The following is a 26,073-nucleotide window of genomic DNA, read 5'->3' as shown; positions in this document are numbered from 1 at the left end:
GGCAGTGTCATTAAACCCACAACCACTGCAATCATAACCAGCCCTTGTTTTTGAGAAGATGAAATCATAACACTACCCCTTAATCTTTGATGAACTCGATGAATTTAATATAGCACTGTTTTTGGGGTTTGATCAACATATGCTCGTTAATCTTTTCAAAAACCACACTTAACTTGTCTGGTTTTACGTGATTCTGACTAATGAAACTATGTTTTTTGTGCTGTATTTAAAGTGTTCACATTGTTTTATTTCTAGCCTTTTTTGTTTTAAGTGTATGATTTTATAATATTAAATGGTTTGTGATGTTGGCTTTGTAATTGTTTTTTGTTTCGAATGGTATGTTGGGTGTTTATTTTGCCTGTATTTCTCAAAAATTGAGAAAATTAAAAAATGTGCTATGAGGTTGCATCGTCAAATCGAAAGCATGGAGTGAGATTTTCTTACCTTATGAGAAAATATGGGCTTCAAAAGAGTTTAGTGATTTTATGGTTTATGAAGTCCGCACTTTTATCTGTTATTGAAATTATGGTTTTATTTATCATTGACTTACTTTTCTTGTCTGATGTTTTTTTTACTGAATTAAGGTCGGTTTTCTTAGTTTTTACCCCTAGTCATCAGTAGTTTCTCCTCTCTTAGGGCGCTACTAAGACTATTTTCTATTTTGTGTCTGTTATTTATTCTTGTTGCCTGCATTACATACATCCTGGTGGTTTAATCGTCAGTTTGTGAAGTGGCGGCTTACCTGGAGCACTTATCTGTTTTTCAGTTAAATAGTTTTAGAAAGCGTTGGTTATTGTGTCGTGTGATTTGATGGGTTCGGCTGATGAGCAAAGCTTGGCCCCAATGTTTAGTGGCATCATTCAGGCTCATCGGCTTTATTATTACGTAGGCTGAGGGTTACAAAATGTTTCGAATCGCTAGCGAGATCCAACTTTCGTAGATTGTGTCTTTACATCAAAACTGGTCTACCTAGACTAGCGGCGAGTTTAAGTAAAAGGTGTATACTGCATGTGGAGTTGGCTGGCGATAGGGCTATCAGGTGTGTATTCCGTGTTGGGAGCAAAGCAAGCTAACCCGACACAATCCCTCGTGTTTAAAATCTTTACTCTGCTACTTCTTCTTGTGTTGGTGTTAACTCAAGGTGCATCCGCAACATATACCTACTGGATTGCGGGTGGGCTTATTGTGTCTATGGTGGCAGATACGCTGCACTCGTTTAAAACTCGTAAGCTAATCTATTTTACGGCTTATCTGGTTGCCCAGGTATGCTACAGCAAGTCATTTTGGGTGCAGCTTAATGGTGAGATTGTCTGGTGGCTGTTGGCCCTGCTGCTTGCAGCGAGTATCGTGGCGTTCTTTTTGTTGCTACCTCAACTCGACTCTCTGGTATTCCCCGTTGTGATCATGGGGATGATGCTGGTTCAACTTGCTTGGGCAGCCGGTGAAGTTTGGTTACAAGTGCCGAGTTACGCCAATGCTATCGGCTTTAGCGGAACCTTAGTTCTGATCTATTCGGCGCTGGCATACGCGATACACGGTTATCGAAAACCGATGAAACACGCCTATTTGTGGGTGAGTGGTAGTTACTTTTTTGCTCATGCCCTCATTGTTGCCTCAATCATTTACTAATTTAAGTCAAAGCAGCTCTTGAGGATTTCAGTAAACTGAACGCATTGTTCTTAATAACTGGAGTCAATAATGAGTGAAATCCATGCTCACGAGCTGCTAAACCTACTTAGAGAAACACCAATGGATCGCGAAGCCCTCACACAGCACTTTGGCGCTAGCGTTCGCTTTCACACCTGTAAACTGAATGATCTAGACTTAGATGCATTACTAGCATTTTTGCTCAAGCGCGACAAAATTCGTGAGCTTGAAGGTAAGTTTGTGGTCAATATGGCGCGAGTTTGCAATCACTAAACGGCGGCTAAGATCGAGGGTGAATATGGTGTTTTCGCCCTCAGTCATATACTCATGTTGTCAGTTTGCTATACACTGGCCGCCATTTTTTAGGTGAGGCCAGAATATGGACATTCTTTCTGCAGCGACCATGCTGTTTCTAATCATGGACCCTCTCGGTAACTTGCCGATTGTGTTGTCTATTCTCAAACATATCGATCCCAAGCGTCGTCGTAAGGTATTGATTCGTGAACTACTGTTTGCCTTACTGATTTTGATGTTGTTTCTGTTTGCAGGACAAAGCATCTTAAGTTTTTTGCATGTCCAGCCAGAAACGCTCAGCATTTCAGGTGGCATTATTCTCTTCATTATTGCGATTAAGATGATTTTCCCGAGTGCTGGCAGCATCACTGGACTGGCAGCAGGCGAGGAGCCCTTTATTGTTCCGATGGCCATTCCTATGATCGCGGGCCCTTCAGTGATTGCAGCCTTGCTTTTACTGTCTTCGCAACATCCAGAGAAAATGTTGGAAATGTCAGCATCAGTCGTAATTGCGTGGGGCGCAACATTTTTTATACTGATGTTTTATGGCTTCTTTAATCGCTTGTTGGGTGAACGTGGCTTGAAGGCGGTAGAACGCTTAATGGGCTTGTTACTGGTGATGATCTCCACTCAAATGTTCTTGGATGGTGTAAAAAGTTACATTGGGTGACGAACGACACGCAGAAAAAAAGCCGCTCACAAGAGCGGCTTTTTCGTATCTGAGCGATTACATCATGTGTTTACGACGAATATCGAGTAGGGCAAAAATACCAAAAATCAGGATTGAATATTTTTCCCAACTGCTCATTTTTATTTTGTCGCCAAATGCACCAATGAAGATGGCCATTTGTAAACCGTGCATGATGAACAAAAAAGCGGTCATGATGTATAGCGCAATCGCGGCATTGCCGGGAAAGGGCATAAAAATATTTAGGATTAATACTAACCAAACAAAGGCGATAGCCGCTTTGGCCAGCATAATTAGTGCTTTCATTTAAGTGTCCTTTTAAATCGAGGCGTTATGCGGAGGTACGTTCGTACAGACGATAGCTCACTTGGCCTGCTGTTTTTTCTCGATGTAATTGCCAGTTTTCTGGTAAGTCGGCAATATTGAGTTCTTTTTCTGTTTCAATATAAATCATCGCATCTTCCGCGAGCCAGCCATTTTGTTCTAGCAGAGCCACGGTCTCATCCAATAGGCCTTTGCGAAACGGTGGGTCAATAAACACCACATGGTGAGCAGAACCCGGTTGCTTCAAAAAACTCAGTGCGTCGGTATTTACCACTTGGATGTTGTTCGCGTTAAGAGAGGCAACATTCTTTTGTAATTGTTGGAAAGCTTGTGGGTTTAGCTCAACCATGGTCACTTGCTCTGCTTGGCGCGAAGCTGACTCAAATCCCAAGCCGCCAGAGCCAGCAAACAAGTCGAGACATTTTGCCTGTGGTACATCTTGAGCTAACCAGTTAAACAGCGTTTCTTTGACGCGATCTGTCGTGGGGCGTAAGCCTTCAGCATCGTGTACAGGAAGTTTTCTGCCTCTCCATAAGCCACTAATAATGCGAACAAAGCCCGTTGTTGGCTTTTTTTGTGATGAGTTTTGCTGGCGACGTCTTACCATAGATTTTTTGACCGCTAATAAAGTGATACTATATCTAATCGCCCAAGCAATGAGCTTGGAGCTTGGATACAGCCCAGAATATTCAAGATGACAGAGTGTAACACTAATAAGATTAGAATTACCTAATCGGAAAGTTTTCAGAACTTTGTCATTAGCCTTTTTTAGACAGATAATAATCTTGTCAAAAAAGAGTCATTAATAGATAAAAGAACAATCTAGGATAGCCCCAGATGACGGAAAAAAAGAAGCGCGGATTACTTTCGTGGCTAGGTTTTGGTGACGAAGAACAAAGCCCAAAACCAAAAACTGAAGAAACAGTAAAAGAAGAAGCAGTGGAAGCGCCTTCTGAAGAGCAGCAAACCGAAGCGGTTGCTGAGCAAGCGGAAGCAACGCCAGAACTTGAAGAAGAAGCGAAACAATCAGAGGCTGCCCCAGCAGAAGCAGAAGCAGAAGCAGAAGCAGAAGCAGAAGCAGAAGCAGAAGCAGAAGCAGAAGAGCCAGAAGTCGTATCGGCCGCGCCTCGTGTTCAAGAACAAGAAAAGCCAACAGAAAGCTTTTTTGCTCGTCTTAAACGCAGCCTAAGCCGAACAAAAGCAAATATTGGTGCTGGCTTCTTCGGTCTGTTCAGCGGTAAGAAAATCGATGAAGACTTATTTGAAGAGCTAGAAGAGCAACTGCTTATTGCTGATGTGGGCATGAATACCACAACAAAAATCATCAACAACCTGACAGAAAAAGCCACACGTGGCGATCTGAAAGACGGCGAAGCCCTTTATGGTTTGTTGAAAGAAGAAATGGCTGAGATTCTTTCTAAAGTCGAACAGCCACTAGAAATCGATAGCAACAAAACGCCTTACGTCATCTTGATGGTGGGTGTAAATGGCGTGGGTAAAACCACGACCATCGGTAAGCTAGCGAAGCAGTTCCAAACTCAAGGCAAAAAAGTGATGCTTGCAGCGGGCGATACTTTCCGTGCCGCAGCGGTTGAGCAGCTACAAGTGTGGGGTGAACGTAATAATGTTCCTGTGATTGCTCAACATACTGGCGCAGACAGTGCCTCTGTTATCTATGATGCGATTGAAGCGGCAAAAGCACGTGGTGTGGATGTGGTGATTGCTGATACAGCAGGTCGTCTACAGAACAAAGCGAACCTAATGGAAGAGCTGCGTAAGATTGTACGTGTGATGAAGAAAATTGATGAATCTGCACCACATGAGATCATGCTAACGCTTGACGCAGGTACAGGACAAAATGCCATTAGCCAAGCGAAACTTTTCAGTGATGTTGCCCCTCTAACCGGGATTACTTTGACTAAGCTGGATGGTACAGCCAAGGGCGGCGTAATTTTCGCTATTGCTGATCAGTTCGGTATTCCAATTCGTTACATTGGTGTGGGTGAAGGTATCGAAGACTTGCGTCCATTTGAAACTCAAGAGTTTATTGACGCACTGTTTAGTCGTGAAGAATAAAAAGAGTTAGAGGAAATCAACGGTGATCAAATTTCAGCAAGTAAGCAAAGCTTACCGAGGTGGTCGACAAGCACTGCAAAAAGTCGATTTTCACCTGAGGCGCGGTGAAATGGCGTTTTTAGGCGGACATTCCGGGGCTGGTAAAAGTACCTTGCTGAAATTGATCTGCGCGATAGAGCGACCAACCGATGGCAAAATCCATTTTAATGGCCACGACATCACGCGTATTCCAGGCAAAGACATCCCTTTTTTGCGCCGCAATATTGGGATTGTTTTTCAAGATCATCGCCTATTGATGGATCGCAGTGTGTACGACAATGTCGCTCTGCCAATGCGTATCGAATCGATTTCTGAAAACGAAATCAAACGCCGTGTTTCTGCGGCGTTAGATAAAACGGGCTTACTCGATAAAGCTCGTTGTCTACCTAGTCAACTTTCTGGTGGTGAACAACAGCGCGTCGGTATTGCCCGTGCTGTGGTTAATCGACCAACGTTGCTGGTGGCTGATGAGCCTACGGGTAACCTTGACCCAGAATTATCCAACCGTGTGTTGCGTCTATTCGAAGAATTTAACCGTGCGGGCGTGACTATCCTACTTGCCACGCACGATGTGGGGTTAGTAAACACTCGCCCACAGTATCGTCATTTTGAATTGAACCAAGGCTTCCTAAGTGAGGTAGAAGACTATGGCAGGTAACAAGCACTCCCAAAAGAAGGGGAAAGGCCGCAGTGCCAAGCGTGCGAATACCGATGGTTTTTTCTCTGTCCATGCAAAACAAGCTAAATCCTCTTTTAGCGCCTTATGGCAACGACCACTAGGCAACATTCTGACCCTAGCGGTCATCTCCATGGCACTTGCCATGCCAGCTTGTTTGTATCTATTGGGGAAAAACGTTGCGGGGGCAGCGGAAGATGTCGCTTCTCCTTCACAAGTTAGTGCTTACTTAGTTGAAGGCATGCCGGATGCACGAGTGATGGTTCTCAAAGATCAAATTGAAACTTGGCCTTTGGTAAAAGAGGTAGAGTATATTTCACCGCAACAAGGTCTATCTGATTTAAGCCAATATGCAGGGTTCGACCAAGCTATCAGCCTCTTAAGTGGCTATGCGCTACCTGGTGTGTTGGTGATTACGCCAGATTCGGAGCTAAAAAGTGATATTCAGTCATTAGCCAAAGACGTTCGAGAGCAACAAGATGTGACCGACGTGAGACTTGACGAAGACTGGCTAGCGCGTCTTGATGCCATCAAAACTCTCGCGAGTATTATTGTCATTACCCTGACAGTGCTGATGCTCGGTGCGGTATTTTTAATCGTTGGCAATACATTGCGATTTAATGTGCTGGCGAATAAAGAAGAGATTCAAACCATGAAACTGATCGGTGCGACGGACAGTTTCATTCTGCGCCCTTACTTGTACACAGGTATGTGGTTTGGCGTGTTAGGTGCCACTATTGCGTGGTTGGTAACGGCTTTAGTGACCATTGTCATGAATAGTGCGGTGGAAGACCTTGCTGCGTTGTACGATAGCCAGTTCCGCCTGATTGGTCTAAGTTGGGATGAATCTTTGTTACTAATCATCATTGGGAGTCTTTTGGGATGTATTGCGGCGCGCTTTTCTGCGCAACGACATTTAAAAGAAATTGAACCAGTTTAAGTGATGGCGGTCTTATTACTTGGGTTTCATTAGCACTAGCTAATTTTGAACCCTTGCTTAGACCAAATGTTTATGGATAATTGCTTCCCCTTCTTGAAACTTGTTCATTTTGAGTTCAAGATATCGAAGCTAAATTGCAATGTAATGCTCCAGATCAGAGATTGATGAGGAATTGAATGACAAAAGAAGCGTATCCGATGGCTCTAGTCACGCAAGATAGCCTTGATAGCTATATTCGCTCAGTAAACAGCTACCCAATGCTGACTGCAGACGAAGAGCGTGAGCTGGCAGAACGATTACACTATAAAGGTGAGATTGAGGCTGCAAAAGGTCTAATTCTTTCGCACCTACGATTCGTTGTTCACGTTGCTCGTGGTTACTCTGGCTACGGTTTGCCAATGGCGGATCTTGTGCAAGAGGGTAACATCGGTCTAATGAAAGCCGTTAAGCGTTTTAACCCAGAAGTAGGGGTTCGCTTGGTTTCTTTTGCTGTCCACTGGATCAAAGCAGAGATCCACGAATACGTGCTACGTAACTGGCGTATCGTGAAAATTGCGACCACTAAAGCGCAACGTAAATTGTTCTTCAACCTGCGTAAGTCGAAAAAGCGCTTGGGTTGGTTTAACAACGGTGAAGTGGAAACCGTTGCGCGCGAGTTAGGTGTTGAGCCTTCTGAAGTTCGCGAGATGGAATCACGCTTAGCGGCGGTGGATTCAACCTTTGATATGCCAACTGATGAAGACGACAGTTCAAACGCTTACACAGCGCCGATGCTATACCTAGAAGACAAATCGTCTGATGTGGCCGACAACATTGAAGCCGCCAACTGGGAAATGCACACCAACAATCGCTTGGGTCATGCATTAGCGAGTTTGGATGAGCGTAGTCAGCGCATCGTGCGTTCTCGTTGGTTAGATGATGAGAAAGCAACATTGCAAGACTTAGCTGATGAGTTCGGTGTTTCTGCCGAGCGTATTCGCCAGCTAGAAAAAAATGCAATGAAGAAACTAAAATTGGCCGTGGGTGAATTTTAATTTCCACTGCTAATTGAAAGTAAGATTTTCATAGAAAGCCGAGATCATGTGATCTCGGCTTTTTTATTGTCGATCGAAAATCGATAGCGTTTGCGATCCGGATTTTATGTGCTACCTGTGTATAACTCTGTGAAGTAATTATTTATCAACTGTTCGAAACCCGGACAAAACAAGGGATTCAAGCACTTTTCCATCTGGGGATAGTTATAGATATACACACAGTTAGATCAGGATCATCACTACATATTGTGGATCAAAAGATCCAAATACACTTTATCAACGCAATTCACAGCTTTATCCACAAATGGTTGGAATGTGTACACTTTTGAAAACCCTGATTATCCATGTGTCTAAGTTTGCCGTTGGATAGGTTACAATAGCGGCAGTATACCCAAGCAGCTTCAAATATGGATTTTATGCTGTACCACGGGTGCTGATTAGTACGTTAGGTTCGAGGTTGCTTGGGTATATTAATAAGACAATGAGAAAGTAAATGGATCAGTTTAAGCATATCGATGTACAAGGTGCGCAAGCGCTGCTCGAGCAGGGTGATGCGAAGCTTGTAGATATCCGTGACCCTCAATCGTTTGCCGTTGCGCATGCGGAGTCCGCGTATCACTTAACTAACGATACGATCGTTGCGTTTATGGATGAAGTGGAGTTCGAACAACCTATTCTAGTGATGTGTTACCACGGCATTAGTAGCCAAGGTGCGGCGCAATATTTAGTTAACCAAGGCTTTGAACAGGTGTACAGTGTAGATGGTGGCTTTGAAGCCTGGCATCGAGCAGAACTACCGATAGTGAGAAGTTAATGAAGAGATTGGTAACGTTAAATAATCCACGTATGGCGCAAGCCTTTATTGATTATATGGCCTCTCGCCAAATTGACATCGAAATGATGCCTGAAGGGGATGGGCAATTTGCGCTGTGGCTGACTGATAGCCAGCATGAAATAGAAGCGGAAGCCGAACTTAAGCTGTTCCTTGCTAACCCGTCTGATTCAAAATACAGCGCCGCCTCGTGGGACGTTGCCGATACTCGTAAGAGCACATTTCATTATTCCAGCCCGAGTATCATGAGCATGGTCAAAGCGAAAGCTGGCCCCATGACTTTGCTGATCATGACAGTCTGTATCATCATCTACTTGTTACAAATGTTTGGCTTTGGCAATGGCGTGTTTAAGTTGTTGCACTTCCCGGCTTTTGAGGGGCAACAATGGCAAGTGTGGCGATGGCTAAGTCATGCGTTACTGCACTTTTCAGTAACTCACATCGTGTTTAACTTACTATGGTGGTGGCAGTTGGGGGGCGACATCGAACGTCGTCTCGGTTCCGGTAAGCTATTGCAACTCTTTGTGGTGTCGGCAGCGCTTTCAGGGGCAGGCCAGTTCTATGTTGAAGGGGCTAACTTCGGCGGCTTGTCTGGTGTGGTCTATGCACTGCTTGGTTATTTGTGGATACTGGGTTACCGCTTGCCACATTTAGGCCTTACGCTACCCAAGCCAATCATCGTCTTTATGTTGGTATGGTTAGTTCTTGGTTTTGTGCAGCCATTTATGGCGATTGCAAACACCGCTCACTTAGTTGGGCTACTGTCGGGGATGGTGATTGCGCTGTTTGATTCAGGCAAGATGAAATACCAACAGCAAGCCTAAAGCCGATGAAATGAAAAGACCGCTCAAGAGCGGTCTTTTTTTATGTTCAAAACGGATTTGGGTTTATTGATAAAGGTATTTTGTAAACAACAAATCGGCAATGATGGTTTTACCTGTTTCAGGCAAAAGCGTTTCGTTGAGGGTCGTCACTAAAGTTTTGCGCAGATCTTCTCGGCCAGAAAGGGACTTAATCGTATCTTCTGTTTGCTTACCCAATAATTCAATCACTGCATCGCGAATCAAAGGTTGGTGATGCTCAACAACTGATAAATCTTGTTGACTCATTACCATGATGTCGATGCGCACTTGCACATAACCTAACTTTTTGCCTTTGGTGTAAAAGTTAGTAGTGAGGTCAGGCTCTAGGGTAAAGTATGCCAACTTAGGTCCAGCTTCTTCCGTTTCAGCCCAACTTGGTGCGGCGAATAGTATGGTTAACGCAAAAATAATTTGGGCTATATAACGTTTGTACATATTTCTAACTTTTCTTTCTCTGGATCGCGATATTCGAATCGCTTCAGTCTTGATACAATGGGCCGTCTATAACAAATAACGGAACTTACGGTTACATACATTACTATGGACGGTAAGTTGTTGCTTTATTGTACGCATAAAGCCTCCAATTGAATACTAGTATGAATCAGCCAACATCACTCTATCTTGCTTCTTTATTGGAAGTAGAGTGGCAAAACCCCGAAGAATTCGAATTTCCAAATGAATTTGCCAAGCATTGGCTTGAAGAGCAAGGGTCTTTGTCACGTCGTTTAAAACAGCACTGCCAAGCGTTAACGGTAGAATTGCTACAAAATCAGATCGTCACTGCAGCGACATTAAAACAGGACGAAAGCCAGTTATTGTCCGAACAAGATTGCTTACTGAGAGAGGTAATTTTGTGCGGTGACAATAATAACTGGGTTATTGGGCGGACATTGATTCCTCGTTCAACCTTAGTTGATCAGCAGTATGATTTGGCTCAACAAGGGGATATCCCATTAGGACTAACTGTGTTTAGCGCAGATAACGTTGAGCGGGACTCTTTGCAAATGGGATGGGTAGCCGTACCAGAAGGACGTTTGTTAGCACGACGCTCAAGGTTGTGGATGAATCACAAACCGATGCTAGTCGCCGAGTTATTCTTATCTAATTCACCAGTTTACGCTAAGGAGACAGTGTAAATGTCCGCAGAAAAAGCCAAAGCATATTGGCAACTGATGCGCATGGATCGCCCGATTGGTTCACTGTTACTGATGTGGCCAACGATTTGGGCGCTAATTATCTCAGCCCAAGGGATGCCAAGTTGGGATGTATTCATCGTGTTTGTATTGGGTGTTTTCCTAATGCGTAGTGCGGGGTGCGTGATTAATGATTTTGCAGATCGCAAAGTCGACGGCCATGTAAAGCGTACTAAGCAACGTCCACTGCCATCAGGGAAAGTGACAGCAAAAGAAGCGATTGGATTATTTTTGGTTTTGGGTATCAGCTCGTTTTTGTTAGTGCTGACCATGAACCCGCTGACGATTCAGCTATCCTTCGCTGGCATTGTGTTGGCGTTCATCTATCCATTTATGAAGCGTTATACTCATATTCCACAGCTATTTTTAGGCTTGGCTTTTAGCTGGGCGATTCCAATGGCGTGGGCTGCACAAACTGGGGAATTACCATTGATTGTTTGGTTTTTGTTCCTCATTAACGCTTTGTGGACCATTGCGTACGACACTCAATATGCGATGGTAGACCGGGATGATGATCTAAAGATTGGCATTAAATCGACGGCAATTCTGTTTGGTCGTCATGACAAGCTTATTATTGGTGTGTTGCAACTGATTACACTCGCGATGTTGGTTTGGTTAGGGCAGTTCTACCAATTGGGACAAAGTTACTACTGGACCCTTTTGATTGCAGCGTCGTTGTTTGTTTATCAGCAGCACTTAATTCGTCACCGTGAGCGTGAGTTGTGCTTTAAGGCTTTCCTTAACAACAATTATGTTGGCATGGTGATAGCGATAGGGTTACTGGTCGCATTTTGGTAAGCGAAGAAATAGAAAAAGGCATCCGATTGGATGCCTTTTTTCTTATTGGAAGAAGGTAAAACGGTTACGACCGAAGTTGGTGAATACTCTCTTCGATCGTCAGTTTCACTTCTGGATAAAGCAGAGTGAACAGTAGCCGTGCAAATTGCTGCGTTTTCTTCGTGTCACAGTTACCATCGCTATCGAGGTATTTTTGCTGTTTGAGCGTATTGAACATGGCGGTAAACACACCTTTATCGAAGAATTCTGGCGCATTAATACCGTGCAAACGCCCTAGGCGCTGAGCAATATCTTGGCTCTTCTGCTCTAGGTCCGATTTACCCAGCTCAGGGTAAGCAACAAGCAAGTTCATCGCGATAGAGTAGCGTTGCAGCGTTTCAGTTATCGTTCGACCTAACAGAACCAAAGGCTGGTTGTTCGATTGATTGATCTCTAGCTTATCACCATCCAGACTAATCATTTTCTGATCGGCAAATTCATGCAGTGTTTTAACGACCAATTCATCTAACTCGTCTTCTTGGTAACTTAAGAACAGCTCTTTCTTCAAGAATGGGTAGATTTGCGCGACATTCGCTTGAATCTTGGCTACCGAAAGGTTGCGCTGACGAATGAGCATTTGGGCAATTAATGACGGCAGAGCGAACAAGTGGATGATGTTGTTGCGATAGTAGGTCATCAGGATCGATTGGCTACGGTCCAGCGAAATGATGTCACCCATGCTATCGGTTTCAATCACGAACTTATCAAGCGAAATTGCATGATCGACCAACTCCTCAGCACTTTCGGTAGGGATAGTGGAGGTGCTTGAGTACGGGCTATTTTTGAGTAGCTTTAAGTAACACTCAATCTGATTGATCAGCGAGTCACGAGAAAGTGCACGTTGACGAGAAGCAAGCAGTGCGGTTGCACACAAGGTCAACGCGTTTGCCGCCGCCGCATCGTTGATGTGCGTCATCATCTTATTAGCAAGGTCGTTCACCACAGGATTCATCCATTGTGGTTTGTTACCACCCATGCTGTCGATGTCTTTCGTCCACTCAGGAGCATGCTCGTTCAAGTATTGGTTGAGCTGAATTGGCTCACCGAAGTTCACATAGCCCAAACCAAAGTTACGCAGTTTACGCAGAGTACGCAGTACAAGCCCTGCGTTTTCTTTCTCTTTGCGTTTGCCACGCAGCTCTTTCGCGTAAGTGCCCACTTCCATCACGTGCTCGTAGCCGATGTAGACCGGCACTAGTGTTACTGGGCGGTTTAGACCACGTAGCATTGCTTGGATGGTCATAGCCAGCATACCCGTTTTCGCTTGCAGTAAGCGACCTGTACGTGAACGACCACCCTCACTGAAGTACTCGACTGAATAGCCTTTGGCAAACAGCTCAGCTAGATACTCACGGAAAATGGTTGAGTACAGTTTGTTGCCTTTAAAACTACGACGAATAAAGAACGCCCCACCACGACGGAAAAGCGGACCGGCCGGGAAGAAGTTCAAGTTAATGCCTGCCGCAATGTGCGGAGGCACCATGCCTTCATGGTATAAAACATAAGACAACAGCAGGTAGTCCATGTGACTACGGTGACACGGAACGTACACAATTTCGTGGCCGTCTTGCGCTAAACGACGCACAGTCGAGGCGTTATTGATGTGCAAACCTTGGTATAGCTTTGTCCATAACCAACTCAGGATGCGGTCGCCGTTTTTCACCAGACTGTAGGAGAAGTCGGCGGCGATTTCATCCATGATGTCGTGGGCTTCTTTACGTGCCTTATCAATCGAGATGTTTTTGCTCTTGGCTTCGTCAGCAATCGCCAGTTCAATAGCTGGAGACTTTAGTAAACGAGCAAACAACACTTGGCGTTGTGGCAGGTTTGGGCCTGAAGCAGCCAGTTTCTGGCGTGAGAAGTGGATACGCGCCACGCGAGCCAGTTTGTGCGCAATTGCGCTGTCGGTACCGTGAGAGTCTGCCATATAACGCAGAGATACCACGGGACTAAAGCGAACTAAGCAGTCGCGTCCCGCCGCCATTACTGCTTTGGCTTTTTGCGGACCATTCATCGGTTGAAGGTAAGGCTTTTGGTTCTCTTCTTTACCTGGCTTACGACCCCAAAGCACGGTTGCAGGGATCATTTGAACATCCAACTCACTATCCAGCTTGTGCAGTTCCAGTAAGTCAGTGAACAGAGAAACAGAATCGGTTGGGACATCATTATCGTTGTTCATCACAGTTGGACGCGCAGCGATAAAGACGAAACGGTTCAGCGTTTTGCCATTGATTTCCAGCGGGCTGAGCGGGTCGGGTAGACCAAGGCTCATGGCTTGTTTTTGCAGTGTCAGCAAATCCACGTTCGAGCGGAACGGCAGGGCATATACAATCGGTTTAGTTAGGTCGATGTTCAGATCTTCAATCGGGTTCGACGGGATTGCGGTGCCCTTTACCAGTACCGATAAAGGTAGTTTTAGTAATGAACGTGAAAATGATTGTCCAGAAGACATAAAGTTCACAGCCTCAATAGGTATTCAAACAGGCCTAACCTTATTTCAGTTTCCGCTTTGCATGTCTTCTCTATAAAAAGAGATGAGTACGGCAATAGAAATAAGCCTAGGCGATAAAATTTAAGCGCTGCAAGGATACCAGAAACTGGTCAAACCTTTTAATTTTATTGGCTGTAAATTAGTCGAACCCCTAAGTTATTGCTTTACCTTGATTAACTGAAAAGTCGGTGTTTTAAACGAATAAAGAATGAACTTAATCGGTAAGCTGAAAGCTCCCCACAAATAAATTAAAAAACAACCAATTGGGTTTTCATTTGAGCATTTACTGGATATACTCACAGTTAACTGTATAAAAAGACAGGTGAGACATGAAGCCGTTAACGCCACGCCAACAACAAGTCTTCGATTTGATTAAAAGTAAAATCGACGACACCGGAATGCCACCAACTCGTGCAGAGATTGCGCGTGAGCTTGGCTTCCGCTCTGCGAATGCCGCAGAGGAACACCTAAAAGCGCTTGCTCGTAAGCAAGCAATTGAAATTATTCCAGGCGCTTCTCGTGGGATTCGTATCCTGCTTGAAGACGCAGCCAATGATGAGCAGGGTTTGCCTTTGATTGGTCAAGTCGCAGCGGGTGAGCCAATCTTGGCTCAAGAGCACGTAGAGGCGCACTACCAAGTCGATCCTGCGATGTTCAAACCGCAAGCGGATTTCTTACTTCGTGTAAATGGCGAGAGTATGAAAGACATCGGGATTATGGATGGCGATCTGCTCGCGGTGCATAAAACCCAAGACGTGAGAGACGGTCAAGTTGTCGTTGCGCGTGTTGATGATGATGTGACTGTGAAGCGTTTGGAGCGCAAAGGTTCAACCATATTACTGCATGCTGAGAATGAAGAGTTTGCCCCAATCCAAGTGGACTTAACGTCTCAGCACCTTACGATTGAAGGCTTAGCCGTTGGTATTATTCGTAATACCGATTGGATGTAAGTGTATTTAAGCAGCCCAGTTGATCTGGGCTGTTTTGTCTTTTCTCTTTTTCTACTTCCTCCAAAAGCTTGCTCATCATCTTGACATTGTTTGTTTTGACCAATTTATAAGCTTGATAATGTAATTGATATTCATTATCATCTTTATTAATGTCTATGTTTTCTCTCTGGCGCAGGAAATGCCCATGTCTCAGTCTAAACATCAAGTTCCTAACCATTTATTAAAGCCACTGTTATTGCGTAGCCGTGAAAGCATGGTCGACAATGGCTTGGTGTACGATCCGATAGCTGCTAAAGCGTGTTTGAGCTGTAAGATGGCGCCGGATTGTTTGAGTGGTGATATTGCGCAGAAGCAATTGCTGCACGTGACGCTGACTCAGCTTTGTGACCAGCAGGTTAGTCACTTCTTACAGCAGTATCCCGATGCTTGGATAATCAATGTCGGAGCGGGGTTGGATACCCGCTTTTATCGTTTGGATAATGGACGCTGCCATTGGATAGAGCTGGATGTGACGGAAAATTTGGTATGGCGTCAGCGCTTGTTCCACAAAAATGAACGCTATGAACATCGCTGTGGCAGTGTGGATGAAATGTCGTGGCTAGAGACGTTAGCCATTCCAGAGCAAGCACCGGTGCTCATTTTATGTGAAATGGCACTGCTCGATTGCACAGAGCGTCAAGTCGCGAAATTTATTCAAACCTTGGGTCGACATTTTGTTTCTGCTGAGCTATGTATGGTGCTGGCAGGAGATTTAACGGAAACCAAGTGGGGACAAAAGCTTGGCTCTGATCGTTATGCTCATGGCTTTGAAGCGCCTGCAGCACAGATATTGCAATGGTTACCATGGGCACAGTGGGTGAAAGCTTTCTCGCCATTCGATAGATTCTGTTCTCGTTGGAAAGCTTGGCAGCGTTGGCTTAATAAGATTCCAATGTTGAAGCATCGCCTCACGCCAGTCCTCGTTCACATCAAGTGGTAATTGGCTAGTCGTTAAGCGCTCAGGTACACTCGTCGATCTTACTGATGAGGTGCCTGTGACAAATTCAATCTTCTCTCCTTTATCTAACCCAAAAGTTCATCGCCAAGTCTTAGCTTTAGCGATACCTATGGTGCTGTCGAATATTACTGTTCCATTGCTCGGTTTGGTCGATGCTGCGGTGATTGGTCATCTAGACCACGCTTGGTATTTGGGCGGTGTTGCGTTGGGCAGCACCATGATCAGCGTGACGTTTTGGCTGCTTGGTTTTTTGCGTATGTCGACTACTGGGTTGGCTGCGCAGTCCTATGGCGGTGAAGACCGAAAGCAACTTGCCTTGGTGTTTATGCAAGGCTCACTTATGGCGCTGCTGTTTGCGTTAGTCTTCCTTATTGCCCATAACCCGATTGCTGATTTGATCTTTGGCTGGAGTGACGCCAGCGCAGAGGTAAAACACTACGGCATGCAATATTTCTCTATCCGTGTGTGGAGTGCCCCCGCTGCGCTAATGAACTTTGTGTTGTTGGGGTGGCTGCTCGGAACGCAAAATTCCAAAGCACCAATGTGGATGGTGATCATCACCAATGTCACCAACATCGCTCTCGATTTGTTATTTGTGATGGGCTTAGGTTGGAAAGTTGAAGGTGCTGCGCTTGCATCCGTGATTGCTGATTACTCAGGCATGGCGTTTGGTTTGGTCTGCGTGTGGAAGACATGGCAAGCACGTCAGTTGCCGTCACCCAAGCAATTACTTGCTGACACTCAGCATGGGTTAGGGCGCTTCGTGAAATTGAATCGCGATATTTTCTTGCGCTCTTTGTGTCTGCAAGCGGCTTTTAGCTTTATGACGTTCCAAGGCGCGAGCTTTGGTGATGAGGTTGTCGCTGCAAATGCGGTTCTGATGAGCTTCCTGATGATTATCTCGTACGGCATGGATGGCTTTGCTTACGCAATGGAGGCCATGGTCGGGAAGGCGATTGGTGCCAAAGATAGGCAACAATTGAGTGCATCGCTTGTCGGCACTTTCTTTTGGAGTTTGGTTATTTGCTTAGGACTGACCGCGCTCTTTGGTTTGGCGGGATCGCAGTTGATCGCCATGATCACTTCAATTGAGGCGGTACAACAGCAAGCAGCGGTGTATCTACCTTGGCTGGTGGTGATGCCACTTGCGTCGATGTGGTGCTTTCTATTGGATGGCATTTTTGTCGGTGCAACCAAAGGCAAAGACATGCGCAATAGTATGTTTGTCGCGACCAGCAGTTTCTTCGTTGTCTTTTACTTATTCGCCGAGTGGGAAAATCACGCGCTGTGGTTTGCAATGACGAGCTTTATGTTGATGCGGGGTATTGGTTTAGGGGTTATCTTTCTCTACCAATGGCACAAGGATACCTTCCTAGCACAATGTTGATACAAAAACAGCAGGTCCAAGCCTGCTGTTTTTCTGTCTGCTATCAAGAAGCATAGATTAGAACAAGCGGTTCAAACCATTCAACGCAGCGACACGATACGCTTCGGCCATTGTTGGATAGTTGAAGGTGGTATTGACGAAATACTCGATGGTATTCGCTGAGCCTTTTTGCTCCATAATGGCTTGACCGATGTGGATAATTTCCGCGGCACGTTCGCCAAAACAGTGAATCCCTAAAATTTCTTTGGTTTCACGATGGAACAATATCTTTAAGCTACCGATGTCTTTTCCTGCGATCTGTGCACGAGCTAGATGCTTGAAGGAAGAGCGTCCTACTTCATACGGTACTTTCGCAGCTGTTAGCTCTTGCTCGGTTTTACCCACAGAGCTAATCTCTGGGATGGTGTAGATACCTGTTGGAATGTCATCAATCAGATAGTTTTCTGCCTGACCTTTCGTAATGGCTTGTGCGACAAATCGCCCTTGGTCATAAGCGGCGCTTGCAAGGCTAGGGTAACCGATGACATCGCCTACAGCGTAAATGTGTTCGATATCGGTTTGGTAGTTACGGTTTACTTTTAGTTGTCCGCGAGAGTCCGCTTCCAGACCCACTGCACCCAAATTCAACTTATCGGTGTTACCTGTTCGACCATTCGCATACAACAAGCAGTCTGCCTTCATCTTCTTGCCAGATTGTAGGTGAATAATCACGCCATCTTCTGTGCCTTCGATTTTTTCATAGGTCTCATCATTACGAATTACCACACCGCTGTTCCAGAAGTGGTAAGACAGCGCATCTGACACTTCGTTATCCAAAAACTCCAACAAGCGGTCGCGGGTATTGATAAGGTCGGTTTTCACTCCAAGTCCGCGGAAGATAGAAGCGTATTCACAACCGATAACGCCCGCACCGTAAATGATGATATGGCGAGGGTCGTGTTTCAGGCTCAAAATGGAATCACTGTCGTAGATGCGCTCATGCAAGAAATCTACGTCGTTAGGCTGATACGGACGAGAACCCGTCGCGATGACAAACTTATCTGCAGAATAGATTTCTTCTGTACCGTCGCTTTGCATCACTGCAATTGAGTAGTTATCGACAAATCGCGCGGTTCCGAACAAAAGTGTGCATGAGTTACGGTCATAAAAGCCCTGACGAAGTCGAGTTTGCTTATCAATGACCGATTTAGCATGATCTAAAATGTCAGAAAATGTTGCATGAACGCTGGTGTTGTTTCGACAAAATAGCGGGTTGCTATTAAATTCGATGATGCGGCTAACGGCATGACGCAGTGCTTTTGATGGAATGGTACCCCAGTGAGTACAACCGCCGCCGACACTGCTTTCTTTCTCGACAATGGCAACATTCAGTCCCGCTTTGGTTAATCCCATTGCAGCCCCTTCTCCGCCAGGGCCACTACCGATTACGATCACGTCATAGTGATTAACATGCGCCATGATGCCTTCCTTGTTATATTTGCTTAACATTGCTTTAGCGCGATTTTAACTCATTTACTCTATTGGTACACGTCATGCCTGTTAGAGAGTGGAAGTGATCACGCAGAATCGACCAAAAGGGTGATTTGGTATGTTGTATGTCTATAAATTGCATCGAGAACATTGCAATTAGATGCATGCCAATAGTAACGTTCTCGGCGCTCAGAGCGAGCGAAGCAACATATCTTTCTCCGTAGGAGCAAATTGCGTTATATTGAGGCTCTTGTACCCTATAGAAAAAGAGCAAGTTAAGAATGAAATCGATGGGAATCCGCGCACAGCAAAAAGAGAAGACACGTCGATCATTGATCGATGCGGCATTTAGTCAGTTAAGTGCGGATCGCAGCTTTTCCAGCCTTAGCTTGCGAGAAGTCGCCCGAGAGGCAGGGATTGCACCGACTTCTTTTTATCGTCACTTCAAAGATATGGATGAGCTAGGCTTAACCATGGTTGATGAAGGCGGTTTGCTACTACGCCAACTGATGCGTCAGGCGCGTCAACGTATTGTGAAAGAAGGTAGCGTAATTCGTACCTCGGTCGAAACCTTTATGGAATTCATTGAAAGTAGTCCGAACGTTTTTCGTTTGTTGTTGCGTGAGCGCTCCGGCACTTCTGCTGAATTTCGTACCGCTGTTGCTCGAGAAATCCAGCATTTTGCGGCAGAATTAACCGAGTATTTAATGAGCACCGGCGTGACCAGAGAAGAGGCGTATACTCAAGCAGAAGCGTCTGTGACTTTGGTTTTCAGTTCGGGGGCTGAAGCTTTAGATTTAGATCGACGTGAGCGCGATGAACTCGCCGAGCGATTGATCATGCAATTGCGAATGATAGCCAAAGGGGCCTATTGGTATCGCAAAGAACGTGAACGTAACCGATTAAAAGGCGGGATAGAATAATGTCGAATGGAAATAAATCTGAAAAGAAAACGCTGATTTTGGCACTGGTTGCAGGTATGTGTGGTGATGCTTTGTTGTCATGGTTGACCATGAGTGAAGTGTCTTTTTCAATCTTCCCATTGATTGCACTCGTACTGGCTGTACAAGCTCTTTACCAAGAGTACCTAAATAATCCGGTATCAGAAGATATCCCATTAGTTGGCTTGGCGTGTTTCTTCGTAGGTGCGTTTGGTCACTCTGCGTTTATTAAAGCGCAATACCCAGAAGCAGGCTCAAACTTCTTCGCGATCATGGTTTCAATGATCTTACTCGCATGGATTGGTAAGAAGCTAGGTTTTGTCAGCAAGAAGACTTCTGCGGAATAAGCAAACGAATCAAATTAAAAAAAGCGAGCCATTGAGCTCGCTTTTTTTTGTCTGAAGCTGGTGGACTAAGCTTTACGTTCCAATAGCACGCCAGCTTCCATGTGGTGGGTATAAGGGAATTGGTCAAACAGAGCAAAACGCGTCACGTTGTGTGTTTCGCATAGAATGTCCAAGTTCTCTTTTAGAGTCTCAGGGTTACAAGAGATGTACATGATGCGCTCGTAACCTTGCACCATTTTACAAGTATCGACATCCATCCCAGCACGTGGTGGATCGACAAAAATCGTGTTGCAGTTGTAGCTCTTCAGATCCACACCTGCATCTTGTAGACGACGGAATTCACGCTTACCTTCGATCGCTTGAGTAAATTCCTCTGCCGATAGACGTAAGATTTGTACGTTATCAATCTTATTGGCGGCGATGTTGTACTGTGCAGATACCACAGATGGCTTCGCTAGCTCAGTTGCCAGTACGCGGTCGAAATTCTGTGCCAACGCCAGCGAGAAGTTACCGTTACCACAGTAAAGCTCTAGTAGGTCGCCAGTGCTTTCTTGGGTACAGTCGACCGCCCATTCCAGCATCTTCTCTGCGACTTTGCCGTTCGGCTGAGTGAAGCTGTTCTCTACTTGTTGGTAGATGTAGCTTTGACCATTTACATCGAGCTTCTCGATAACGTAGTCTCGGTCTAGGACAATCTTCATCTTACGAGCGCGACCAATGATGTTTAGGTTAAAGCCTTCATCATTTAAACGCTGTTTAAGGGCTTTCGCGTTTTCAATCCACTCTTCATCAAGTTGGCGATGGTAAAGGAGTGAGACCAGAATCTCACCACTTAGCGTCGATAGGAAATCCACTTGGAACAGTTTACGACGTAGTGAGTCGTTGTCTTTCATCGCTTCAACCAATAGCGGCATCAGGTCGTTGATCAGACGGCTTGCTGCAGGGAATTGGTCAACACGGTACTTCTCACGAGTTTCTTGGTTGAACATGATGTAGTAAAGATCTTCGCCTTCATGCCAAACACGGAACTCAGCACGCATGCGGTAGTGCTGCTCTGGTGATTCAAACACTTCCAGTTCTGGCATGTTGTATGGCGCGAACATATCCGTGAGACGTTCGACTTTTTCAGCCAGTTGTTCTTGGTAGCGTTGTGGGTTTACATCAAGAGTAGCCATGATCTTACCTTTTATGGTGCATTCAATTTAAGAGCGCAGATTTTATTCAATCTCAATAGGATGTCCAGTTTTGTACTGGAATTGATTTAAAGATAGTGCGTACAGGCAGAGTAGAAAGCAAAATCAATCAAAACGTTACAACTTCTAAGGGCAATATTGGCTGGACAAATAATCAATAGCTGAATAATATTTGCCTCAAGTTGGTGCTATCTAGCAATCTAGATGGCTGAAATGGGAATCTGGTGTGAATCCAGAACTGACGCGCAGCGGTAAAAGAGAACGAACGCTCATCAGACACTGCATTAGTTTATGTGGGAAGTCGAGCAAGTAGGCGGTACACCCGTGCTCTTGAGTCCGAATACCTGCCAACAACTGAGCCACAGCACTGGACTGTCATGATGACAGGGCTCGGAAGGAATTACGCGATTTAGGACAATACAATGAGAAAATCCGCACTGGCGATAACTTTGGCATCGCTGCTTTCACCTGTCTCTTATCTACAGGCCCAAGAAACCTCCACTGACGAAACCATCGTTGTTACTGCAAACCGTTTTGAGCAAGCCGAAAGCCGTACGTTGGCAGATGTCGAAGTAGTTACTCGACAAGACATCGATCGCATTCAAGCGAAAACCCTACCAGATGTATTGCGTCGCCTTACGGGGATTCAAGTTTCACAAAATGGTGGTCGTGGTCAGTTAGCGTCTTTATTTGTTCGTGGAACCAGTTCCGACCAAGTTTTAGTACTGGTTGATGGCGTACGTTTTGCACGAGCAGCGAAGGGCGCTGTGGACTTTAACCAAATCCCACTTACTTACGTTCAACGTATTGAGTACGTGCGTGGTGCGCGTGCGTCACTTTATGGCTCAGAAGCGATTGGTGGCGTGATCAATATCATCACCATTGCGCGTGCTGACGAAGAAGGAACGAAGTTAAGTGCGGGTTTAGGTAGTTTAGATTATCAAGAATTGAGTGTGGCATCTGGTATTAAAGTCACAGAGAGCGGCCAGCTAAATATCGCGCTTGGTAGTGAAAGTGATGATGGTTATAACGTTCGTCCTGTACCGGGAGTTAATGACGGCGATCGCCATGGCTTTGATACAAAGAATGGTCTGCTAGGTTACGTGCATAACTTCAATGACCAGTGGTCTGCATTTGGTAACCTACGTGCTTACGAAAATGTTTATCAATATGACAGCAGCTACGGCAGTCGCGGTTACTACGAAGCAGAAAAAGACGATCTTTCTGTCACTCTGGGCGGTAAGTATCAGTCTGATAATGTGATGTCAGAACTACAAGTAACAGCACAGAAACAGAAGTCTTGGAACTATGAGCAAGCAAAAGGCAAACACTCAGGTACTGAAGATGAACTTGAGCAGCAAAATGTCCAGTGGACCAACAGTTACTTGCTAAACAACAATACGACGTTGGCTGGTGGTATTGATTGGCGCAACGAGTCTTATAAAGACAAGAGTGCGAATAAAACGTTTGATCGTACCAATGGCGCTCTGTTTGGTATGGCAACCACTAGTATTGATAAAGCAATGCTCGAGGGCAGTGCTCGCCTTGATGATAACGAAGAATACGGTAGTGAGTTCACTTACAGTTTAGCGGCTGGTTACCAGTTTGTACCAGAGTTTGGGGTTAAAGCCTCTTTTGGTACTGCGTTTAAGGCTCCAAACCTATATCAACAGTATGACCCAACATACGGTGAGAAAGATCTGAAGCCGGAAGAGTCAGATGCTTGGGAGCTAGCATTAAGCGGTGATGTCCAAGGCGTTTTTTGGTCCATCACGGGTTATGACTATAAAATCACGAATCTTATCGATTACCATCCAACCACATACAAATATTTGAATGTCGATGGTGAAACACATATCCAAGGTGTGGAGCTTGTTGCTGAGTTTGATACAGGGATTGTGCAGCACCAGTTGAGTGCAGATTACAAAGATGCTGAAGACGATAAAGGGCATCAGTTGCAGCGCCGCGCTAAAGAAATGTATAAGTGGAATGCTTTAGTGAGCTTCGATAAAGTGGATTGGTCGGTTAGCTATCAGTACGTCGGTAAGCGTCCAGATGTGGATTACAGCACTTGGCCTTCACAAGATATTACGCTTTCTTCTTACTCGTTGGTTGATACGGCGGTGACTTACTATCCGAATGAGTCGACCTCTATTAGCGCTCGTATCGATAATCTACTTGATGAAGAGTATGAGATGGCAAAAGGTTACCCTGCTGCAGAGCGAGCGTACTATCTCAACGTTGGCTACGAATTCTAATCGTGAATGAGCACAAACCGCCTTCGGGCGGTTTTTAATATTTTGTGGTGGAAAATCGAATGAAGAAACCCAAGCGAGTGGTGATCAGTTGGTCCAGCGGTAAAGATTCGACATTAACGCTTGAGCGCCTTAACGAGAATCCAAATTATCAAGTTGTCGGTTTGTACACGACTTACATAGGGAAAGAAGTCCCTTTCCAAGCAACTCCGCTTGAAGTCGTACAAATGCAAGCAGACTTACTTGCGCTTCCGCTCATTACTATCGAGCTACCTGAAGTCTTTCCAAGTAACGACATTTATCAATCGACCATCGTTAATGCATTACAAAGTAGTGGTCTGAATATAGAAGCTGTCGCATTTGGTGATATGTTTTGTAATGGCATTGCCGATTACCGACGCAGCTATATTGAACCTGTTGGCTGGGAATGCGTCTTTCCTCTATTAGGGGAGAGCAGCGAAAAACTAGCGATGGAAATCATAGAGCGTGGTATTCAAACTATGTTAATCACCATCGACGGAAGAGTTCTCCCTCCAGAATGGTGTGGTCGCTGGTATGACAAAGCCCTAATAGAGTCATTACCAAGTCAAATTGATCCCTGTGGGGAAAATGGTGAATTTCACACATTGGTTACGTCTTCGCCATCTTTTCAAGGACATATCGAGTTGACGAAGCGAGATGTAGAATCTGGAGATAGATTCAGCCATCAAAGATACCATGCTAAAGCATTGCCAAAACAAATCTACGCAGTATGATCGCAACGTTTCTGTTCTTTAGGTAAGACTCGTGCGAGTAGCAAGTAAGAAAAAAGTCCTAGTTTTTGACTCTGGTGTTGGTGGTCTCTCTGTATTCCAAGAGATACATCGCCTATTGCCCCAGCTAGACTACTTATACTTATTCGATAATCAGGCTTACCCTTATGGTGAACTCGATCAGGCTGTACTCGTTTCACGAGTTAACCAACTGGTCTCTTCTTTAGTCGAAGAACACCAAGTCGACATTGTCGTCATTGCTTGCAACACGGCGAGCACCATAGTGCTTCCTTCCTTACGCGAAAATTTATCGATTCCCGTTGTTGGTGTTGTCCCTGCGATTAAACCCGCATCGCTTTTAGCATCAAAAGGGGTAGGGCTGATCGCCACTCCGGCGACAGTAACACGCCAATATACTCACGAGTTAATACGGGACTTTGCGCAAGGCAAACCAGTTGAGCTGGTGGGATCAACTCGCTTGGTAGATATGGCCGAAGAGAAGTTGCGAGGCAACAGCGTTTCTCTCGACGAACTGACAAATATCCTGCTTCCCCTTCGCGATAAAGTCGATGTTGCGGTGCTCGGTTGTACTCACTTCCCTTTAATCAGAGAGGAGATTCATCAAGCTTTGGGTGGGGACGTTACTTTAATTGATTCAGGCGCAGCGATTGCACGTCGAGTAAAAGCATTGCTATTAAGTGATGAAATTGAGGATACAGAAGAGGGAAGTAAGTCGATTTATGCCAGTGCAACTCCTTGGCAGGAAGATGCACTGAACATTTGTTTAAAGAAGCTAGGTTTTAATCCTGTTCAGGTTTACCACCATCCGGATGTTTAGGATCGTTCGCAATTCTCACTTTTAGCGTTCTCTCCATATATTCCTTTTCATTAAGTTTAGCGATAGCTGGCTTGGCATCTGCCGCAGCCATCACTACAAAACCAAACCCTCTTCTTTTTCCAGTACGCTTATCTTTCATTAAGCGTACTGCATAGACCTGTCCATATTCAGCAAACAAATCGCGAACATGACTCTCATTGGCCTTATAAGGAAGGTTGCCGACATACAGCGTTTTAGTTGAAGGATCAGGCTCCGAAGATTGAAGAACAGGTGTTTTGCTAGAAAATGAAAAAAGAAAAGCAGTAGCGATAACACCAATGAGGAAGCTCAAGGCTGGTGGGATGATGAATTGAGAGAAAATGATTCCCCCAACGATGGCCAGCCCAACACATAAAATCAGATTTTTTTTAGACGTCATTTTAATTACTACACATAGTGATAAAGAGATCGATTGTCCATTAACAGAATAGACACATGAATCTTACGTATATGGTTGGTGTTTTTCCAACCAATTGCTGTGATATGTCTCAAATGTGACGAAGAAATATGCAAATATCGCACTTTTGGCTAATTTGTGACCGGTTGGTTTTTTATTTGCAAAAAACGCTTGTACTAATTTCTCAACCCCCTATACTGCGCATCCACCGACACGGAGTGAGACGAAAGTCACATAGCGAGTCGGGAAGAGAGAAAAAAGAATTTGAAAAAAATGCTTGACTCTCTCACGGTGTAAAGTAAGATACGCACCCCTAACGACGAGCAACTAAGTTGCTGAAAGTGTTAGAAAAGCTCTTTAAAAATAAGAACCTATCAATCTGTGTGGGCACTCGTTGATGATAATCCAAATAGTTTCTTCGGAAACAATTTAGGTTTCAATGAAACGAAGTGACCATTGAATCTTCGGATTCAGCACAGTCAATTCAAACATTACTTTATGTAATGTTCAGTATTCATTGAGCCGAACAAAATCTTAAATTGAAGAGTTTGATCATGGCTCAGATTGAACGCT

At 44.9% G+C, this 26,073-nt stretch carries 26 protein-coding genes and 1 riboswitch; of the genes, 19 read left to right on the top strand and 7 right to left on the bottom strand.

Annotated features, from left to right (window positions below; all coding sequences use genetic code 11):
• Nucleotides 1-1,008: 1,008 nt before the first annotated feature.
• The 3 genes from R7070_RS23075 (at nucleotide 1,009) to R7070_RS23065 (ending at nucleotide 2,611) form a co-directional block, all read left to right on the top strand.
• Complete coding sequence (locus R7070_RS23075) at nucleotides 1,009-1,629, top strand: lysoplasmalogenase (protein WP_005389670.1); 621 nt, start codon at nucleotides 1,009-1,011, stop codon at nucleotides 1,627-1,629.
• Nucleotides 1,630-1,698: 69 nt separating this feature from the next.
• Nucleotides 1,699-1,920 carry a YecH family metal-binding protein gene (locus tag R7070_RS23070; RefSeq protein ID WP_005378711.1) on the top strand — a complete coding sequence of 74 codons (222 nt, stop codon included), beginning with the start codon at nucleotides 1,699-1,701 and terminating at the stop codon, nucleotides 1,918-1,920.
• Between the two features lie 106 nt (nucleotides 1,921-2,026).
• Entirely contained in the window at nucleotides 2,027-2,611 is a 585-nt protein-coding gene (locus R7070_RS23065; protein ID WP_005389671.1) for a YhgN family NAAT transporter, read from the top strand.
• 57 nt (nucleotides 2,612-2,668) lie between these two features.
• Here the strand turns inward: R7070_RS23065 and R7070_RS23060 are convergent, their stop codons facing one another.
• On the bottom strand, nucleotides 2,669-2,935 hold the full coding sequence (locus R7070_RS23060) for a DUF1145 domain-containing protein (RefSeq protein ID WP_005378704.1): 267 nt from the start codon (nucleotides 2,933-2,935) through the stop codon (nucleotides 2,669-2,671).
• A gap of 25 nt (nucleotides 2,936-2,960) precedes the next feature.
• Nucleotides 2,961-3,560, bottom strand: coding sequence for a 16S rRNA (guanine(966)-N(2))-methyltransferase RsmD (gene rsmD / locus R7070_RS23055; RefSeq protein ID WP_005378702.1), 600 nt, complete (start codon nucleotides 3,558-3,560; stop codon nucleotides 2,961-2,963).
• A 230-nt stretch (nucleotides 3,561-3,790) separates the two neighbouring features.
• Between rsmD and ftsY the strand changes: the two genes are divergently transcribed.
• The 6 genes from ftsY to glpG all read left to right on the top strand — a co-directional run bounded on the left by ftsY (nucleotide 3,791) and on the right by glpG (nucleotide 9,374).
• A complete protein-coding gene (gene ftsY / locus R7070_RS23050) occupies nucleotides 3,791-5,029 on the top strand; it encodes a signal recognition particle-docking protein FtsY (RefSeq protein WP_258646803.1) in 1,239 nt (412 codons plus the stop codon).
• 22 nt (nucleotides 5,030-5,051) lie between these two features.
• The gene (ftsE, locus tag R7070_RS23045; protein ID WP_005378697.1) at nucleotides 5,052-5,726 is read left to right on the top strand and encodes a cell division ATP-binding protein FtsE; all 675 of its coding nucleotides are present in this window, start codon (nucleotides 5,052-5,054) and stop codon (nucleotides 5,724-5,726) included.
• Nucleotides 5,716-6,684, top strand: a complete 969-nt coding sequence (ftsX, locus tag R7070_RS23040) for a permease-like cell division protein FtsX (RefSeq protein WP_005378695.1) — start codon at nucleotides 5,716-5,718, stop codon at nucleotides 6,682-6,684. Before ftsE ends, ftsX begins: the two co-directional genes overlap by 11 nt.
• Before the next feature lie 176 nt (nucleotides 6,685-6,860).
• Nucleotides 6,861-7,718 (top strand): RNA polymerase sigma factor RpoH, encoded by an 858-nt coding sequence (gene rpoH, locus R7070_RS23035; protein ID WP_005378693.1) that lies wholly within the window; start codon nucleotides 6,861-6,863, stop codon nucleotides 7,716-7,718.
• 493 nt (nucleotides 7,719-8,211) lie between these two features.
• Entirely contained in the window at nucleotides 8,212-8,532 is a 321-nt protein-coding gene (gene glpE, locus R7070_RS23030; RefSeq protein ID WP_005378691.1) for a thiosulfate sulfurtransferase GlpE, read from the top strand.
• Entirely contained in the window at nucleotides 8,532-9,374 is an 843-nt protein-coding gene (glpG, locus tag R7070_RS23025; RefSeq protein ID WP_085570120.1) for a rhomboid family intramembrane serine protease GlpG, read from the top strand. The genes glpE and glpG overlap by 1 nt, the downstream gene beginning before the upstream one ends.
• Before the next feature lie 63 nt (nucleotides 9,375-9,437).
• Here glpG and R7070_RS23020 read toward each other — a convergent pair whose 3' ends face one another.
• On the bottom strand, nucleotides 9,438-9,848 hold the full coding sequence (locus R7070_RS23020; protein WP_005378687.1) for a flagellar basal body-associated protein FliL: 411 nt from the start codon (nucleotides 9,846-9,848) through the stop codon (nucleotides 9,438-9,440).
• Nucleotides 9,849-10,009: 161 nt separating this feature from the next.
• On the opposite strand from R7070_RS23020, the gene R7070_RS23015 reads away from it, so the two are divergent.
• Both R7070_RS23015 and ubiA read left to right on the top strand, forming a co-directional pair.
• Nucleotides 10,010-10,549 (top strand): chorismate lyase, encoded by a 540-nt coding sequence (locus R7070_RS23015; RefSeq protein WP_005378686.1) that lies wholly within the window; start codon nucleotides 10,010-10,012, stop codon nucleotides 10,547-10,549.
• On the top strand, nucleotides 10,550-11,404 hold the full coding sequence (gene ubiA, locus R7070_RS23010) for a 4-hydroxybenzoate octaprenyltransferase (RefSeq protein ID WP_005378684.1): 855 nt from the start codon (nucleotides 10,550-10,552) through the stop codon (nucleotides 11,402-11,404). It abuts the gene before it with no gap.
• Nucleotides 11,405-11,468: 64 nt separating this feature from the next.
• On the opposite strand, the gene plsB is transcribed toward ubiA, so the two are convergent.
• Nucleotides 11,469-13,895, bottom strand: a complete 2,427-nt coding sequence (gene plsB, locus R7070_RS23005; RefSeq protein ID WP_085570121.1) for a glycerol-3-phosphate 1-O-acyltransferase PlsB — start codon at nucleotides 13,893-13,895, stop codon at nucleotides 11,469-11,471.
• 368 nt (nucleotides 13,896-14,263) lie between these two features.
• Here plsB and lexA point away from each other — a divergent pair, with 368 nt between their 5' ends.
• The 3 genes from lexA to dinF all read left to right on the top strand — a co-directional run bounded on the left by lexA (nucleotide 14,264) and on the right by dinF (nucleotide 17,268).
• Nucleotides 14,264-14,884 carry a transcriptional repressor LexA gene (lexA, locus tag R7070_RS23000; RefSeq protein ID WP_005378682.1) on the top strand — a complete coding sequence of 207 codons (621 nt, stop codon included), beginning with the start codon at nucleotides 14,264-14,266 and terminating at the stop codon, nucleotides 14,882-14,884.
• 184 nt (nucleotides 14,885-15,068) lie between these two features.
• Complete coding sequence (locus R7070_RS22995) at nucleotides 15,069-15,863, top strand: class I SAM-dependent methyltransferase (RefSeq protein ID WP_005378679.1); 795 nt, start codon at nucleotides 15,069-15,071, stop codon at nucleotides 15,861-15,863.
• Nucleotides 15,864-15,918: 55 nt separating this feature from the next.
• Nucleotides 15,919-17,268, top strand: a complete 1,350-nt coding sequence (gene dinF / locus R7070_RS22990; RefSeq protein ID WP_085570123.1) for an MATE family efflux transporter DinF — start codon at nucleotides 15,919-15,921, stop codon at nucleotides 17,266-17,268.
• Nucleotides 17,269-17,325: 57 nt separating this feature from the next.
• Here dinF and sthA read toward each other — a convergent pair whose 3' ends face one another.
• Nucleotides 17,326-18,756 (bottom strand): Si-specific NAD(P)(+) transhydrogenase, encoded by a 1,431-nt coding sequence (sthA, locus tag R7070_RS22985; protein WP_256900712.1) that lies wholly within the window; start codon nucleotides 18,754-18,756, stop codon nucleotides 17,326-17,328.
• A 263-nt stretch (nucleotides 18,757-19,019) separates the two neighbouring features.
• Here sthA and fabR point away from each other — a divergent pair, with 263 nt between their 5' ends.
• Together fabR and R7070_RS22975 are read left to right on the top strand one after the other, a co-directional pair.
• Nucleotides 19,020-19,661, top strand: coding sequence for an HTH-type transcriptional repressor FabR (gene fabR, locus R7070_RS22980; protein WP_005378632.1), 642 nt, complete (start codon nucleotides 19,020-19,022; stop codon nucleotides 19,659-19,661).
• Nucleotides 19,661-20,026, top strand: a complete 366-nt coding sequence (locus R7070_RS22975) for a YijD family membrane protein (RefSeq protein ID WP_005378634.1) — start codon at nucleotides 19,661-19,663, stop codon at nucleotides 20,024-20,026. The genes fabR and R7070_RS22975 overlap by 1 nt, the downstream gene beginning before the upstream one ends.
• A 65-nt stretch (nucleotides 20,027-20,091) precedes the next feature.
• Here R7070_RS22975 and trmA read toward each other — a convergent pair whose 3' ends face one another.
• Nucleotides 20,092-21,201, bottom strand: a complete 1,110-nt coding sequence (trmA, locus tag R7070_RS22970) for a tRNA (uridine(54)-C5)-methyltransferase TrmA (protein ID WP_033907263.1) — start codon at nucleotides 21,199-21,201, stop codon at nucleotides 20,092-20,094.
• 184 nt (nucleotides 21,202-21,385) lie between these two features.
• Nucleotides 21,386-21,586, top strand: a riboswitch (cobalamin riboswitch).
• A 55-nt stretch (nucleotides 21,587-21,641) separates the two neighbouring features.
• On the opposite strand from trmA, the gene btuB reads away from it, so the two are divergent.
• From btuB to murI, 3 genes are read left to right on the top strand one after another with little or no spacing between them, the layout of a single operon-like run.
• Nucleotides 21,642-23,477, top strand: a complete 1,836-nt coding sequence (gene btuB / locus R7070_RS22965; RefSeq protein ID WP_017821273.1) for a TonB-dependent vitamin B12 receptor — start codon at nucleotides 21,642-21,644, stop codon at nucleotides 23,475-23,477.
• Between the two features lie 59 nt (nucleotides 23,478-23,536).
• Nucleotides 23,537-24,229: an adenine nucleotide alpha hydrolase gene (locus tag R7070_RS22960; protein ID WP_256900711.1), complete on the top strand. Its 693-nt coding sequence runs from the start codon at nucleotides 23,537-23,539 to the stop codon at nucleotides 24,227-24,229.
• 31 nt (nucleotides 24,230-24,260) lie between these two features.
• The gene (gene murI / locus R7070_RS22955) at nucleotides 24,261-25,064 is read left to right on the top strand and encodes a glutamate racemase (RefSeq protein WP_017821271.1); all 804 of its coding nucleotides are present in this window, start codon (nucleotides 24,261-24,263) and stop codon (nucleotides 25,062-25,064) included.
• Here the strand turns inward: murI and R7070_RS22950 are convergent.
• Nucleotides 25,027-25,482, bottom strand: coding sequence for an RNA-binding protein (locus R7070_RS22950; RefSeq protein WP_017821270.1), 456 nt, complete (start codon nucleotides 25,480-25,482; stop codon nucleotides 25,027-25,029). The genes murI and R7070_RS22950 overlap by 38 nt on opposite strands.
• Between the last annotated feature and the right edge of the window lie 591 nt (nucleotides 25,483-26,073).

This window comes from Vibrio sp. 1557 (assembly GCF_033340175.1).
Lineage (GTDB): Bacteria > Pseudomonadota > Gammaproteobacteria > Enterobacterales > Vibrionaceae > Vibrio > Vibrio alginolyticus.
This window is presented reverse-complemented; position numbering and strand designations above follow the sequence as displayed.